This is a genomic window from Curtobacterium pomorum (assembly GCF_044497295.1).
Classification (GTDB): Bacteria; Actinomycetota; Actinomycetes; order Actinomycetales; family Microbacteriaceae; genus Curtobacterium.
In genome coordinates this window covers 1,337,936-1,352,145 of the sequence record NZ_CP172409.1, presented here as the reverse complement: position 1 = coordinate 1,352,145, position 14,210 = coordinate 1,337,936, and the positions used below count along the sequence as shown (strand labels likewise).

11 protein-coding genes are annotated in these 14,210 nt (G+C 70.6%); 3 read left to right on the top strand and 8 right to left on the bottom strand.

What is annotated here, in order from left to right; genetic code table 11:
* Window positions 1-4: 4 nt before the first annotated feature.
* Window positions 5-328 (bottom strand): hypothetical protein, encoded by a 324-nt coding sequence (locus ACGH48_RS06500; protein WP_396290688.1) that lies wholly within the window; start codon window positions 326-328, stop codon window positions 5-7.
* Between the two features lie 225 nt (window positions 329-553).
* Here ACGH48_RS06500 and ACGH48_RS06495 point away from each other — a divergent pair, with 225 nt between their 5' ends.
* Both ACGH48_RS06495 and ACGH48_RS06490 read left to right on the top strand, forming a co-directional pair.
* Window positions 554-1,231, top strand: a complete 678-nt coding sequence (locus tag ACGH48_RS06495) for a response regulator transcription factor (protein ID WP_123313488.1) — start codon at window positions 554-556, stop codon at window positions 1,229-1,231.
* Window positions 1,228-2,739 (top strand): sensor histidine kinase, encoded by a 1,512-nt coding sequence (locus ACGH48_RS06490; protein WP_396290687.1) that lies wholly within the window; start codon window positions 1,228-1,230, stop codon window positions 2,737-2,739. The genes ACGH48_RS06495 and ACGH48_RS06490 overlap by 4 nt, the downstream gene beginning before the upstream one ends.
* A gap of 34 nt (window positions 2,740-2,773) precedes the next feature.
* Here ACGH48_RS06490 and ACGH48_RS06485 read toward each other — a convergent pair whose 3' ends face one another.
* From ACGH48_RS06485 to ACGH48_RS06465, 5 genes are all read right to left on the bottom strand, one after another.
* Complete coding sequence (locus ACGH48_RS06485; protein WP_396290686.1) at window positions 2,774-6,199, bottom strand: error-prone DNA polymerase; 3,426 nt, start codon at window positions 6,197-6,199, stop codon at window positions 2,774-2,776.
* Between the two features lie 22 nt (window positions 6,200-6,221).
* The gene (locus tag ACGH48_RS06480) at window positions 6,222-7,871 is read right to left on the bottom strand and encodes a DNA polymerase Y family protein (protein WP_340196179.1); all 1,650 of its coding nucleotides are present in this window, start codon (window positions 7,869-7,871) and stop codon (window positions 6,222-6,224) included.
* A 13-nt stretch (window positions 7,872-7,884) separates the two neighbouring features.
* Window positions 7,885-8,712 carry a hypothetical protein gene (locus tag ACGH48_RS06475; RefSeq protein WP_148061782.1) on the bottom strand — a complete coding sequence of 276 codons (828 nt, stop codon included), beginning with the start codon at window positions 8,710-8,712 and terminating at the stop codon, window positions 7,885-7,887.
* A gap of 66 nt (window positions 8,713-8,778) precedes the next feature.
* Window positions 8,779-10,320 carry an anthranilate synthase component I family protein gene (locus ACGH48_RS06470; RefSeq protein ID WP_396290685.1) on the bottom strand — a complete coding sequence of 514 codons (1,542 nt, stop codon included), beginning with the start codon at window positions 10,318-10,320 and terminating at the stop codon, window positions 8,779-8,781.
* Window positions 10,299-11,222 (bottom strand): aldose 1-epimerase family protein, encoded by a 924-nt coding sequence (locus ACGH48_RS06465; RefSeq protein WP_396290683.1) that lies wholly within the window; start codon window positions 11,220-11,222, stop codon window positions 10,299-10,301. The genes ACGH48_RS06470 and ACGH48_RS06465 overlap by 22 nt, the downstream gene beginning before the upstream one ends.
* A gap of 233 nt (window positions 11,223-11,455) precedes the next feature.
* Between ACGH48_RS06465 and ACGH48_RS06460 the strand changes: the two genes are divergently transcribed.
* Window positions 11,456-11,746: a hypothetical protein gene (locus tag ACGH48_RS06460; RefSeq protein WP_396290682.1), complete on the top strand. Its 291-nt coding sequence runs from the start codon at window positions 11,456-11,458 to the stop codon at window positions 11,744-11,746.
* Between the two features lie 65 nt (window positions 11,747-11,811).
* Here ACGH48_RS06460 and ACGH48_RS06455 read toward each other — a convergent pair whose 3' ends face one another.
* A complete protein-coding gene (locus ACGH48_RS06455; RefSeq protein WP_396290681.1) occupies window positions 11,812-12,681 on the bottom strand; it encodes a DNA adenine methylase in 870 nt (289 codons plus the stop codon).
* Window positions 12,678-14,198: a hypothetical protein gene (locus ACGH48_RS06450; RefSeq protein ID WP_396290680.1), complete on the bottom strand. Its 1,521-nt coding sequence runs from the start codon at window positions 14,196-14,198 to the stop codon at window positions 12,678-12,680. Before ACGH48_RS06450 ends, ACGH48_RS06455 begins: the two co-directional genes overlap by 4 nt.
* Window positions 14,199-14,210 lie beyond the last annotated feature (12 nt).

Below are 14,210 nucleotides of genomic sequence, written 5' to 3'. Positions count from 1 at the left end.
CGGGTCAGCGCGTGGCGCGGGCCGCTTCTGCGGCGGTCTGCACGACGTCCTCCCAGATCACCGCGGCCGGCACGGCGGGGTCCGTCCTGGGCACACCGGCGTCGGCGAACCGGTCGATCTCGGCCACGACGGCATCGGTGCCGACCTCGCGCGCCGCACGGCTCGCCACGTCGGGCACGGCCGTCCGCAGCTCGGCGACCACGCGGTCGCGGCTGACGCCCTCCATCTGGCCGAGGGCACCGATGCCCTTCCACGCGGCATCGAGCTCCGCGCGGAGACGGACGATGGCCGGATGGTCGACAGACGGGTGGTCGGACGGGTCGTTCATGGTGCCCCCTGGTGCAACGGACCGCGCTTCGGGTAAGCGCTGTCCGCTCCGGGAGCCTAGCAACGACGCAAGAAGTCCTCATGTCCCTAGAACGCGGGACAGACCGTTCTGCCCCGCGGACTCGCAGCAGCGGTACCTGCTCCTGTGACGAGATTCAGTGAGTTCGGCCCCGGCATCGGCCCACGGCGCCGGTTCGATGCCACGATGGGTCCGAGGAGGTCCACTATGCGGCTGTTGGTGGTCGAGGACGACGACGAGATGCGTGCCCTGATGGAGCGCGGTCTCGCTGCCGAGGGGTACCGCGTGACGGCGGTGGAGAACGGGGTCGAGGCGCTCATCGCCCTCGGCGAGCAGGCGTTCGACCTGGCCGTCGTGGACGTCATGATGCCCGGCATGTCCGGGTTCGAGCTCGCACGCCGGATCCGCGAACGCGAGGACCCCGTGCGGATCCTGCTCGTCACCGCGCGCGACGCCGTGGACGACCGCGTGTTCGGCCTCGATGCCGGCGCCGATGACTACCTCACCAAGCCGTTCGCCTTCGCCGAGCTCACCGCCCGGCTCCGCGCCCTCGGTCGCCGCGAGTCCGCCGGGGCGCCGCGCACGATCGAGGTCGGCGACGTCTCGATCGACTCCGAGGCCCGCCGCATCTCGATCAAGGGCCAGCGCGTCGCCGTCAGCCCGACCGAGTTCGCGCTGCTCCGACTGCTGGCACGCTCCGCCGGCAGCGTGGTGGACCGTCCGAAGATCCTCGAGGAGGTCTGGGACGGCTCGCAGCACGTCGACCCGAACGTCGTCGAGCAGTACATCTCGTACCTCCGCAAGAAGCTCACCTCGCACGAGGCCACCGTGGCGATCGCCACCGTCCGCGGCCGCGGGTACCGCCTGGATCTGCTCGGGGCGTGAGCAGGGCGTCCGCTCGCCCCGATCCGGACCGCCCACGACGCGGTCTGGTCCGGCCCCTGCGCCTGCTGTCCCTGCGAGCACGGATCACGATCGGTTCGACGGCGATCGCGGCGGTCGTGATCGTGCTGCTGGTGCTGGTGATGCGGTTCCAGGTGGTCAGCGTCGTCGCCAGTGCGACCCGGACCCTGCTCGACGCCGACGCCGACCCGTACGTCGCCACGCTCGAGGTCGACAGCGACCCCGACCTGTCCCCACCGGGCAACGCCCAGCTCGTCGCCGTGGTCTCCCCGTCCGGCGACATCGTGCTGTCGACGATGCCCACCCGGGTGGAGAGCGCCCTCGGCAGCCTGACCTCGACCGCTGCCGGCGCCTCGATCATCCGGGTGTCCGGGTCCGAGTACCGCGTGGTCGTCGAACACCCCGTGAACCAGGCCGGACGGTGGACGGTGGTCGCCGCCCGGAACTCGCAGGCCGAGGCGATCGTGGTCGACGACCTCACCTCGACGCTGTCGCTCACGGGCGTCGCGATCCTGCTGGCGTTCGGGATCGCGTCCTGGATCCTGGCGACCGCGGCGCTCCGCCCCGTCAACCGGATGCGCCGCGAAGCCGAGCGGCTGTCCGTCGCGCCCGAACGCGCCGAGCTGCCCGTCGGCCCCGCCCAGGACGAACTCGCGTCCCTCGCCACGACCCTCAACGCGTTCCTCGCCCGCACGCGGCAGGCCACCGAGCGAGAGCGGCAGATGGTGTCGGACGCCAGTCACGAGCTCCGCACCCCGCTCGCCATCCTCACCACGCAGCTCGACCTGGCATCGCTCGACGGTGACGACGCCGCTGCGCTGGCCGCCCACATCGAGCGCGCCAAGCACAGCGTCGCCCGCCTCTCGCGGCTGGCGAACGACCTGCTGGCGCTGTCGCGGATCGAGGAGTCCGAGCGACGGGAGCAGGACGGCGACCAGCGGCCGGAGACCGGCTGGTCCGACCTGGGCGACGAGGTCATGGCCGCCGTCGACCGGGTGCGACTCATCGCGTCGGCCAAGGACGTCACGGTCGACTTCGACCTCGAGGCCCCCGTGGCCGTCGGCGGCTCCGGGCCGGGCATCGGCGGCGGGACCCACGAGCCCCGCTACCGGTTGGACACCGGCGGCATGGCGCAGCTCGTGACGAACATCGCGGGCAACGCGGTGTCGGCGCTCCCCCGCGGTGGCGGCATCTTCGTGTCCTGGCGCAGCACCGGGGGCGAGGGCGTCCTGCAGATCACCGACGACGGCCCCGGTGTCCCCGAGTCGTTCATCCCGGTCGCGTTCGACCGGTTCACCCGACCGGACGAAGCCCGCAAGTCACGCCCGAGCCCCGATCCGGCCACCGGCGCGATCGCACTGCCCGGCGGGTCCGGACTCGGGCTCGCGATCGTGCGCGCGGTGGCCGAGCGCGCCGGTGGCACGGCGTCGCTGCGGAACGTGCGCTCCGGTGGGCTCGAGGTCACGGTGCGACTGCCCGAGGTCGAGTAGCCGCGCCCGTTCCGCGCCCTTCACCTGCGACCACTCACTGGAAGTCCCGCGACCGCGTGCGCACGGACAGCGACAGGTGCTCGATCCGGTCCGCCACCAGGTTGACCACGCCGTCGGGCGACCGCTCGAGGATGCCCCGGACGATCACCGCCGGGGACTCGCGGGCGACCCGCCGGTAGCGTCCCCAGACCCCGACGCTGCAGATCACGTTGACCAGCCCGGTCTCGTCCTCGACGTTCAGGAACGTGATCCCCGACGCCGTCGCCGGACGCTGCCGGTGCGTGACGATCCCGCCGATCTCGACCCGCCGCCCCGTCTCGGCGGTCGCGGTGTCCTGCACGCTGAGCACCCGGCGGGCGGCGAGCCGGTCGCGCACGTGCCGCACGGGGTGGTCGTCGGTCGTCATCCCCGTCGACCACATGTCGGCGATCAGGACGTCACCGCTCGTCATCTGCCCGAACAGCGGCGGCTGGACGACGACCTGCGTGTCCGGCAACTGGTCGGCGCGCTCCGCCGCAGCCTGGGCCGCCGACCACATCGCGCCGCGACGGTCGATGTCGAACGGGGCGAAGGCGTCGGCCGCGGCGAGCGCCTCGAGCTGCGCCGTCGTCAGGCCCACCCGGCGGGCGAGGTCGGACATGTCGGTGAACGGGCCGTTCGCGTCGCGCTCGGCGACGATCTTCTCGGCGCTCTTCCGACTGAGCGAGGCGACCTCGGCCAGCCCGAGCCGGACCGCGAAGGCGCCGTCGCGGCGGTGCCTGGCGGTGTCGTCGGGCAGTGCCTTGTCGAAGGGCAGCACCGGCGGCTGCTCCGTGACCAGGCAGGCGTCGTCGCCGCACGGTGGCAGCACCTGGTCGTCGCCGAGCGGCTCGAGCGTCGCGTCGACGCCCGACCGCAGGATGTCCGGCCGGAGCACCTGGACGCCGTGCCGCCGGGCGTCGGCGACCAGGGTCTGCGGCGAGTAGAACCCCATCGGCTGCGCCCGGAGCAGCGCGGCCAGGAACGCCCCCGGGTAGTGCAGCCGCATCCAGGCACTCGCGTAGACGATCAGGGCGAAGCTGATCGAGTGGCTCTCCGCGAAGCCGAAGTTCGCGAACGCCTGGATCTTCGCGTAGATCGCGTCGGCGTCCTCGCCGTGGATGCCGTTGTCGGACATGCCGGCGTAGAGCTTGTCGCGCAGCCGGTCGATCTTCTCGTGGCCGCGCTTCGAGCCCATCGCCCGCCGCAGCAGGTCGGCGTCGTCGCCCGAGCAGTTGCCGACCGCGATCGCCATCTGCATGAGCTGCTCCTGGAACAGCGGCACCCCGAGGGTCCGTTCGAGCACCGGCTCGAGCGACGGGTGGATGTACGTGATCGGTTCCTCGCCGGTGCGCCGTCGGATGTACGGGTGCACGGCGCCGCCCTGGATCGGACCGGGGCGGACGAGGGCGACCTCGATCACCAGGTCGTAGAAGCGCCGCGGGAGCAGTCGGGGCAGCGTGCCCATCTGCGCGCGGGACTCCACCTGGAACACCCCGATCGTGTCCGCACGGCAGAGCTGGTCGTAGACGCCCTGTTCCTCCTTCGGCATGGAGTGCATCTCCCAGCGCTCCCCGCAGTGCTCCGCCGCCAGGTCGAACGAGTACTGCAGCGCCGCGAGCATGCCGAGGCCGAGCATGTCGAACTTCACGAGCCCCATGAAGGCGCAGTCGTCCTTGTCCCACTGCAGCACCGTGCGGCCGTCCATCCGCGCGTGCTCGATCGGCACGACCTCGCCCACCGGCCGGTCGGTGAGCACCATGCCACCCGAGTGGATCCCGAGGTGGCGCGGGAACCCCAGGACGTCGCTCGCCAACCCGACGACCGCCGGCGGGATGTCGTGGTCCTGGCTCTCGGTCACCGAGCCCCACCGTTCGACCTGCTTCGACCAGGCGTCCTGCTGCCCCGGGCTGTGGCCGAGGGCCTTCGCCATGTCGCGGACGGCGCCCTTCGGCCGGTACGTGATGACGTTCGCGACCTGGGCGGCGTTGTACCGGCCGTACTTCTCGTAGACGTACTGGATCACCTCTTCGCGGCGGTCCGAGTCGAAGTCGACGTCGATGTCGGGTTCCTCGTCGCGCATCGCCGACAGGAACCGCTCGAACGGCAGACCGTAGCGGATCGAGTCCACCGCGGTGATCTCGAGCAGGTAGCAGACCGCGGAGTTCGCGGCGGAGCCCCGCCCCTGGCAGAGGATCCCCCGACCACGGGCGTACTGCACCATGTCGCGCACGATCAGGAAGTAACCGGGGAAGTTCTTGTCCTCGATCACCGCCAGCTCGCGTTCGATGCGCTCGCGCTTCTGCGGGTCCACCCCGTCGGCGCTGCCCGGGTAGAGCCGGCGGGCTCCGGTCCAGGTGAGTTCCCGCAACCAGGACATCGCGGTGTGCCCGTCCGGCACGTCGAGGTCCGGCAGCCCGGGCTTGACCGTACGCAGCCGGAACCCGAGTTCGTCGGCCAGCGTGACGGTGTTCTCGATCGCCCCGGGGTAGCGCCCGAACCGCCGTGTCATCTCGACACCGGAACGCAGGTGCGCGGTGTCGGCGGCCGGCAGCCACCCGTCGATCTCGTCGAGACTGCGCCGGGCTCGGACCGCGGCCAGTGCCGTCGCCACCGGGAACCGGTCCGGGGTGGCGTAGTGGACGTTGCCGGTCGCGACCAGGGGCAGCGCGTACCGCTCGGCGAGGGTCGCGAGCACGTCGTTCCGTGCGCTGTCGAGCGGATCGCCGTGGTCGAGGAGCTCCACCACGACGTTGCCGCGGCCGAAGCGGTCGAGCAGCACGCGCAGGGCGGTCTCCGCCGCGGACTCCCCACCCTGCTCGAGCGCCTGTCGGACGGTGCCCTTCCGGCACCCGGTGAGCACCCGCCAGTGTCCGTCGGCCCGCGCCGCGAGCTCGTCGAGGTCGTAGCGCGGGCTGCCCTTCTCGGACCCGGCTGCGAGGTGCGCGCTCGTCACCGCGCCCGCGAGCCGGTGGTAGCCGTCCTGCCCGTCGGCGAGCAGGAGCAGGTGGGAGCCCTCGGGGTCGGGAACGCCGTTCTGCGGTTCGGTGAGCCCCAGCGATAGCTCGGTGCCGTAGACGGTCCCGACCTGCGGGTACGCCTCGGCCACCTCGGCCATCCGGGCAGCACCGTAGAAGCCGTCGTGGTCGGTGAGGGCGAGGGCGTGCAGGCGCAGCCGTGCGGCTTCCTCGAACAGCTGCTCGGGCTGGCTCGCACCGTCGAGGAAGCTGAAGGCCGAGTGCGCGTGCAGCTCGGCGTACGGCACCACCGGAGGGCCGTCGTCCGTGGACGCTGGCGAATCCGTGGGGACGTACGGCTCGCGCTTCCGCGACCACGCCGGGCTGTCCCCGCCGTCGCCCGCGTTGCCCGACCCGGGGCTCCGCTTGTCCGACAGGGCGCGCTCGAACTGCGACCACGGGATGGGTGGGTTGCTGTAGCCCATCAGCTCCTGCTCCTGGATCGGTTCACGTGGCGATCGCCTCCGCCCACCACCGGTGGTCGGCCAGCACCAGGTACCAGGCACGGCCCTCGGCGTCGACGAGCTGCAGCCGGTGCAGCCGTCGACCGCCGGACTCCCACCACCGCACGACGAGCGGCCACGGACCGGCCCAGGCGGTGACGGGCGCGAACCCGCCGCCCCGGTCCCCCTCGGCGCGGAAGCCTTCGGGTGCGCCGGACAGCACGCCGCGGTCGTCGACGTCGACGCTCGCGCCGTCGCCGGAGACCACGTCGACCGGACGGGGACGCTCGAGGACGGTGGCGGGCGGCGGCCCGGGCAGCTTGCCGGGCCACGGTCGGTCGCGCACGGTGGCCAGGGCACGCTCGCCGCCGGGCGGGGCGTCACCCCAGGGCACGAGCACCACCCGCTCGGACAGGGTCCGACCACCACCGACGCGCGGGCTCACCACACCGTCGTGTCCGACCATGCCCTGGATCCGCGCCAGCCCGTGGTGCACGCGCTCGTCCGGCCCGGAGCCCCAGAGCCCGCGCTCGTGGTTCGCCATGTCGTCGACGGCGACCGGTTCGAGCACGACCGACGTGACCGGGGCTTCGAGTCCGGTCGGGTCGACCCCGCCGGCGAGCTGCCACCGAACCCGGTCGACGACGTCGGCGGCGTCGAACCAGCGGGGGTGCGCCCACGTGCGTTCGAGCAGGATGTCCCGCTCGTCGACGATCCCCACCCGGATGGTCGTCGCGACCAGCCCGGCAGCGCGGAGGCGTGCGGCGAAGTCGTCGGCGGAGCGCCGGAACGCGAACGCGATCTGGTCGGCGCGGTCGAGCGGGGGCTCGAAGGCGGCCTCGATCCGGAGTTCGGGCGGGATCGCGCGCGCCGAGATCTCCCGCGGGTCGCGGCCGCCCGCCAGCCGGTGCAGGAACGCCCCGGCGACCCCGAACCGGTCGCGGACCTGCTCGTCGCTGAGCGATGCGAACGCGCCCAGCGTGGTGATGCCGAGCCGGTCGAGGACGGTCGCGAGCTCGGGGTCGCCGAGCACACCGAGGGGCAGGTCCGCCAGGAAGTCCGACGAGCCGGAGACCGGCACGATCCGCACCCGTTCGCCGGGACGCACCGGCCGGGCCCGTGCTGCCTGCTCCGCCGCGAACGGGGTGTCCGCCACACCGGCCCGCACCGCCGGGGCACCGTGGTCGGCCGCGATCCCCGCCAGGGTCGCCGCGGCCGCCCGCTCGCCGCCGTAGTACCGCGCCGGCCCCCGGGCACGCAGGGCGAGGGTGCCGGGCCGGAGCACCTCGACCCCGGGGACTGCCGCCTCGACCGCGCGGATGACGGGTTCGAACGCACGGTGGTCGAGCGCGTCGTCGTAGGGCTGCACGACGAGCTCCGGACAGCGCGCCTGCGCCTCGCGCACCCGGAGGCCCCGGACGACGCCGTGCTGCCGAGCGGACGCGGAGCTCGCGAACACCAGGCCCTTCGCGACCACGGCGAAGGGCTGCTCCGGCGGCGCACCGGCTGCGCGGGCTGCCGCGATCACCGGCCAGTCCGGGCACCAGAGCACGATGGTGCGGGTCGGTGGCGGCTCGGGCAGCGCACCGCCGCGGGCGATCGCGTCGGCCCGGACACGCCCCGGCGCGATCACGACGCCACCGCCGCGCACCACGACACCACGGCGATCACGACGCCACCGCCACGGGCCGCAGCACCCGGGTGTCGCCGGAGCCCACCTTCGGCACCGGGGCGGCTGCCCGGACCGAGCCGTCGGCCGCCGGCAGCAGCAGCTCGGTGCTCGTGGGGCGCACCGCACCCGCACGACCGGTCGCCGTGACGGTGGCGCGACGCTCGGTCAGGTGCCCGTGGCCCTGTCCGATGCCGCTCCACACCGACGACGTGATCCGCAGCGTGACGTCCGCGCCCGGCCAGGAGCCGAGCGCGACGAGGGCGCCACCGCGTTGCCGGAGCCGTGCCGACAGCCGGGCGACGTCACCCGGCACGACCCGGCCGAGCGGCCGGGTGAGGACGATCTGGGCGACGTCGGCCATCGCCGCGGTCACCGCGAGCCACTGGTCGCCCGGGTCGGGGACGAGCACGAGCCGCTCGAGGTCGATGCCCGCGGCGGCGGCCGCCTCGATCCCGAAGGACGGCACCCCGATGACCGCGCACCACGCACCGGACGCCGAGGCAGCCTGCAGCATGGTGATCGCGAGCAGCACCGACTCGGGGACGGCGTAGGTGCCGCCGACCCGGATCGCCCCACCGGGCAACAGGGGCTCGAGGGCGGAGGCGGTCGGGAGCCCCGCGGTGTCGACGCGGGTGGACTCCATGTCGGTGACCCGGGACCGCAGGGACGTGATGCGGTCGAGCGCCGCCCGGGCGTCGCCGAGGTGGTCGGCGGCTCCGGGTCCACGCGCAGCACCCCCACGCGCAGCACCGCTCCGCCCGACCCGGTCCGGGCCGGGCGACCGGAGTGCCGCCGCCGTCTGCATGCCCTCATATTCGAACATGTGTTCGATGATGTCAATCGCGTCCGACATCGGTGGACAATCGGGTCGAAGACGTGTTCGGTCAGCTCACCACCGGGCCGCCGCACCCACCGCCCCGAGCACCGACCGCGTCTTCGTCACGACCTCGTCCGCCTCGTCCGCCGCCACCGACGACCACGTCACCGCTCCCCCGGCCCCGAGCGTCCGCGACCGGACCCGACCCGAGGCGTCCACCACCGTCACCAGTGTCCGGATCACCACCGACAGGTCGACCGCTCCACTCGCCGAGAAGTACCCGATCACGCCCGAGTACACCCCGCGCGGCGCTCCCTCGAGCCGGTCGGCGATCGCCATCGCGCTGGTCTTCGGCGCCCCGGTCATCGACCCCGGTGGGAACGCCGCCCGCACCACGTCCGCTCGTGACGTCCCCGACGGCAGCACGGCACCGATCGTGGACACCATCTGGTGCACGCTCGCGTAGGTCTCGACCGCGCACAGCCGGTCGACGTGCACCGACCCGGGGACCGCTGTCCGCAGCAGGTCGTTCCGCAGCAGGTCGACGATCATCACGTTCTCGGCACGGTCCTTGGCGCTCAGCGCGAGTTCGGCCCGCACGGCCGCGTCGGCGGCAGCGTCGGCGAGGCGGCGCCGCGTGCCCTTGATCGGCTCCGCGAGCACGCTCCCGTCCGCGTCGATCCGCAGGAACCGCTCCGGCGACCGGCTCGCCACGCGCAGCGTGCCGAGCCGCAGGTACGCACCGAACGGGACCGGGTCCGACGCCCGCATCCGCATGTACTCGTACAGGTGCGGGTCGTCCAGGTGCGGATCCGCGTCGGGGCCGCTCCGGGCCTCCCGGTCCCCGTCCGGCACGGAGAAGGAGGTGGTGAGGCAGACCTGGAACGCGTTCCCCTCGCGGATCTCGGCGCGGCACGCGTCGACCGCGCGTTCGTGGTCGGCACGCGACACGCGTCCGACCGCTGACGACACCCCGGCCGGGAGGCCCGTGGCCGCGTCCGCCACGGCGGCCTGCGACGGAACCCCGGTCACCGTCTCGAGCCACACCCGGTTCCGCGCGCTGGCCGCCGGTTCGGTGTCGGCGACGAGCGTCAGCGCCCAGGCACCGCCGGTGTGGTCGAGGACCACGGCGCGGTCCACGAACCGCAGGTCGGCGTCGGCGTGGCCGTCGGCGGTGCGGTCCGGGCCGTCGGACTCGCGACCGAGCTCGTACCCGAGGAACCCGACCCAGCCGAGCGCGAAGCCGCAGCCGACGATCGGCTCGGGCAGGTGCGGCGTCCGGTCCAGCAGCTCCGCCAGCACGGCGAAGGCCGGGCGGTCGTCGGTGGACGACGGACCGAACCACCCGGCGGCGGGCGCGGCGACGTCGACGGACGCCTGCCGGTCCTGGTGCCGGAACCGGGCTCGGAACGGCCCGTCCGTCCATGCCAGGACCGACCACCGCGCGCGCGCTCGAGCGGTGTCCGGCGCGCCGTCCGGCAACGCGGAGTCGAGCCACACCAGGTCGCCGCCGGCCTGTGTGGCCAGCACGCCGAGGTCGGGGGCCGGGTCGAGCCGACGGACCTCGATGCGCACGCCGGCCGACGGACCGGTCAGATCGCGGAGATCGTCCATGCGGCGGCGTGGGACGCACCCGGGGCGAGCACCACGAGACCACGGTCGACCCCGTCGTTGAACGCGTCGGGCGCGCACGTCATCGGTTCGACCGCCAGCCCGGCGCGGTGGTACTCGGGGACCACGTGGTCGGCCGTGTGCACCTGCACCCACGGGCACTCCGGCCCGAAGGCCACGCGGACACCACGGCCGTCCGCGGCGGTCAGTGTGATGGTCGCGGTGCCGTCGGTGTCGCGATCGAAGCCCGTGAAGGCGTGGTCGATGAACCGGTCGCCGATGAGGGTGGGCGTGCGCAGGTCGAATTCGTCGTGCACGGGGACCAGGTCGGTCGGGACGAGCCGGTCCGGGGTGACCTCGAGCACTGCGGCCGCGGGCAGGGTGAGGGTCCAGTCGTCGACCGTGCCGGTGCCCGCGACCAGGTACGGGTGCGGGCCGGTCCCCCACGGGGCGTCGTCGGCACCGGAGTTCGTGCCGGTGATCGTCGTGTGCAGCCCGGTGGTGTCGAGCCGGTACTCGACCAGCACCTCGACGCGGTACGGGTAGCCCGCCTGGGCCTGCACGGTGGTGGTGAGTGCGACGCGGTCGGGCTCCTGGGCCTCGACCCGGAAGTCGGTCCAGGCGACCAGTCCGTGCAGGGCGTGGTGCCGTGCCGGCTCGGTGAGCGCGAGCTCGTGGTCGACGCCCCCGAAGGTGTACTCGCCGTCGACGACGCGGTTCGGCCACGGGGCGAGGACCGCACCGCGGAAGGCCGGGCGGACCTCGTCGGCGTCGAACGGCACGACCAGGTCGCGGCCCTCGTGGCGGAGCGTCCGCAGCGTCGCTCCGACCGTGGCGATGTCGGCCGTGTACCCGGCGGCGGAGATCGTCAGCGGGGTCCCGGACAGCGGCGCATCGTTGCTCATGCGCTCAGCGTATCGGGCGCGTGCGGCCACACGCACCATGAGGAAACCCCCGCCGTTCCGGGGAACGACGGGGGTTGAGGGTGGAGGTAGCGCGACAGTGCTCGAACCTTGCCCCAGCCCTCCAGTCGGCAGTCTCCTCGCATCGGGCGATCCGTCGTCGTCGCAGGCCGGCAGTGGCGCCGTCGGACACCGCATGGGCGTTGCCATGCCCGGCGCCTCGGTTGACGACAGCGATGCTGGACGAGGCAGAGCGCCGGTACAGGGGCGGCGAGATCCTGCGTCTGATCGCGACCGATCTGGGCGTGAGCCGTCAACGGCTCGCTGAGCGCCTACGGGATCGCGGGGTGCGACTGCGTGGTGAGAAGCCATCATCGGAACAGGTGCTCGAAATGTGCCGCCGCTACGAGCAGGGCGAGTCTCTGGCGACTGTAGGCGCACGGGTTGGCTTCAACGCGAGCACGGTTCGGGTGAACCTGATACGAGCGGGAGTCGCGCTGCGCGATCCGCACGGCCGGCAGAGGTGAGCGGACCCGTTGGACTAGACCCATTGTAGAACCAGCGGATCTAACCCAGGACGGCCCCGATGGCGCTACGCAGTCCATCGGGCGACACGACCCGCGGTGATCTCCAGGTCCGGAACAACCAAGTTCTCGGAGTAGATCACGGCTTCGGTTCCCACGTGTTGGCGATGAGCAGTGTGGGCAATGTCGAAAGTGGCGCATCTGCCTCCGCTGTAGAGCAGATTCGTAATCCGCGGGTCGTCGTCGTAAGTGAGAATCCAAGGGAACTGGGCGCTCGCCAGAACCCTCGCGAGTTCGAGGTGTGCTTCCGCATCGAATGCGTGCAGGTAAAGGCCTTCGCCTTGAACGAGGTACGGAGGATCTGCGTAAACAAAAACGTCGGTCGAGACGTCTTGAATCGAGCCTAGAAAATCTAGTGCATCGTACTCAGTGACGTAGATACGATGGCGCATATCTGCAATGGCCTGGATTCTTGACGAGAGCGAATCGCGGTTGAATCGCGCATCAATTTTCCACTTTCCAAGCTGTTCAAAGCCGCCGATCGGCCCCGCATCCAGAATGCCCGAACGATTCGTTCGGTTCAGGTAGAACGTAGCGAAACCAAGCTCGAAATCATCCCTACCCGCGGGGGATGCATATATTTCGGCCTGTCGACGCCACTCATCAATGGTTAAGGGTACTGCCTGAATCTCCCGACAAAACTGGTTCGGGAAATCTAGCGAGGACCGCCAAAATGCTGCGATTCCGGGATTCAGGTCATTCAAGTGGATTCGATCCACGGCGCCGTCGTACAAGAGATGCAGGGCTGCTCCCGCTCCTCCAGCAAACGGTTCTGCGTACTGACGTGGCTCAGGGTCTTGGGCAGAGATAAGCCTCGCGAGGTAAGGCGCGAGTCGAGCTTTCCCCCCTGGGTATCGTAGTGGCGATAGATACCTCATTGGATCGGCGTGTTCCCCATATGGGCGTTCATTTCAACGAGGACCGGCGTGTAGCGATCTGCCAAAGTCAGGACTTCCGCGGGGGTCCTGCCGCTATGGATGTCATGCACCGCGTATTGAGCAAGCCGAATGCTGTCGGCGGTCGTGTTGTGAAATGCCTTACGAAGCGGCGGGGTGGCCTCGGCCGTGCCAAGCGCATCAGATGCTTGTGGATCAATTATCTTGATAGCACTCTTGATTCTCTTGTCAAGATCCTTGGGCACGTTTTGCTGGCCATGTGACATCAGGAACTGATACGAAGTGAGGTCAAGGATGACTCGCAGCATCACCGAGACTGTCTCGTTTTGGCGTTGCACGCTAAGCAACGATGTCTGACGCACCATCTCCTGGATGCGTGGCGTGAACTTGTCTAGGACGAGTCCTCGAAGGATGTGTTCCCGGCCCGGCGTCGGACGTGGAGGCCGTGGATCATTGGCCTCAGCCTGACTGTTCCCACGGCTCTGACCGCCGCCGCCTCCTGAGTACCCACCACCGTTCGCTGATGCGCCTTGATCTCCGCCCGAACGAGCACCAGGCGCCCCGGCTGGCCCCTGTGTCTCCTCGCCCACATCGTGAGCCGCTTTTGTGCCTGCGTCTCCCTTGCCTGGGAGGAGGTGAGAATACTTGTTGAGGTAGTCGCGGAAGTCGTCGACTGTATCCAGCTCCCGCGCCCAAGTCTTACCGGACTCAGCCTTCGGCTGCGCGAAGTCGGTGAGCACCTGTCGGACAATTGGCAAGGAGAGCTCGGCGCCGTGACGGAAGGTCATTTTCCCTTCCGAAAAGTCGAGGCCGATCATGTCGCGAACGACACTGCGATCGACAAACCTCTGGATGAATGTGTAGCGGGCGCTACGGACCGTCTCAAGGGCTACGAGTACGTCCGGCTCCTCTGCATACTCGCCCGACACGAGTTCAACGAATGCCATAGCGCGAGAAGCCTTAGCGGGATCGTTTCGCGCTCGTCGACGATCTTTCATCGCGGCGCCCCATTCAACGGTGCCTGCGCCGCCTGCGCCACCCGTGTGCTTCCTTTCGATCCAGACGTCTGCGTCGGCCTCATCCGGTGCTACAGCTACGCGCAACACTGCTGGCGGAGCGTAAGCACTGTCTTCGACCAGCCGTTCGATACGAGAAAGGTATTGCTTTTCCAGCGATTCATCCTGGCGTAGCAAAGTGGGGTCAGCCCATAACCGGAGGCACGTTAAACGGCGATTGCCCTCCATCATGACGTAGCGTCCATCGCGAGCTACAACGATCGGGGTGTCAGAACTGTTCATACGCCCGGACCGGGTCAAATCCCTGAGCATGTCAAGGCAGTCATCGCCGGCGGTGTTCAGCATCAACTCGAATGCATCGGTCTGTGATTGAGCGTCACGCGGGAAGCGAGAGTTCCGTAGATCAAGGTCAATCAGATCGAGGGATATGTCTTCAACTGGGAAAGGCGGTCGCATGGGCTTCTTGGTTGACGAATCAGCCATGCGTTTCGCCCC

Coding starts and splice junctions, on each gene's coding strand:
- ACGH48_RS06500 (WP_396290688.1), bottom strand. CDS start 328: ATGAACGACCCGTCCGACCACCCGTCTGTCGACCATCCGGCCATCGTC.
- ACGH48_RS06495 (WP_123313488.1), top strand. CDS start 554: ATGCGGCTGTTGGTGGTCGAGGACGACGACGAGATGCGTGCCCTGATG.
- ACGH48_RS06485 (WP_396290686.1), bottom strand. CDS start 6,199: ATGGGCTACAGCAACCCACCCATCCCGTGGTCGCAGTTCGAGCGCGCC.
- ACGH48_RS06475 (WP_148061782.1), bottom strand. CDS start 8,712: ATGTTCGAATATGAGGGCATGCAGACGGCGGCGGCACTCCGGTCGCCC.
- ACGH48_RS06470 (WP_396290685.1), bottom strand. CDS start 10,320: ATGGACGATCTCCGCGATCTGACCGGTCCGTCGGCCGGCGTGCGCATC.
- ACGH48_RS06465 (WP_396290683.1), bottom strand. CDS start 11,222: ATGAGCAACGATGCGCCGCTGTCCGGGACCCCGCTGACGATCTCCGCC.
- ACGH48_RS06460 (WP_396290682.1), top strand. CDS start 11,456: ATGCTGGACGAGGCAGAGCGCCGGTACAGGGGCGGCGAGATCCTGCGT.
- ACGH48_RS06455 (WP_396290681.1), bottom strand. CDS start 12,681: ATGAGGTATCTATCGCCACTACGATACCCAGGGGGGAAAGCTCGACTC.
- ACGH48_RS06450 (WP_396290680.1), bottom strand. CDS start 14,198: ATGGCTGATTCGTCAACCAAGAAGCCCATGCGACCGCCTTTCCCAGTT.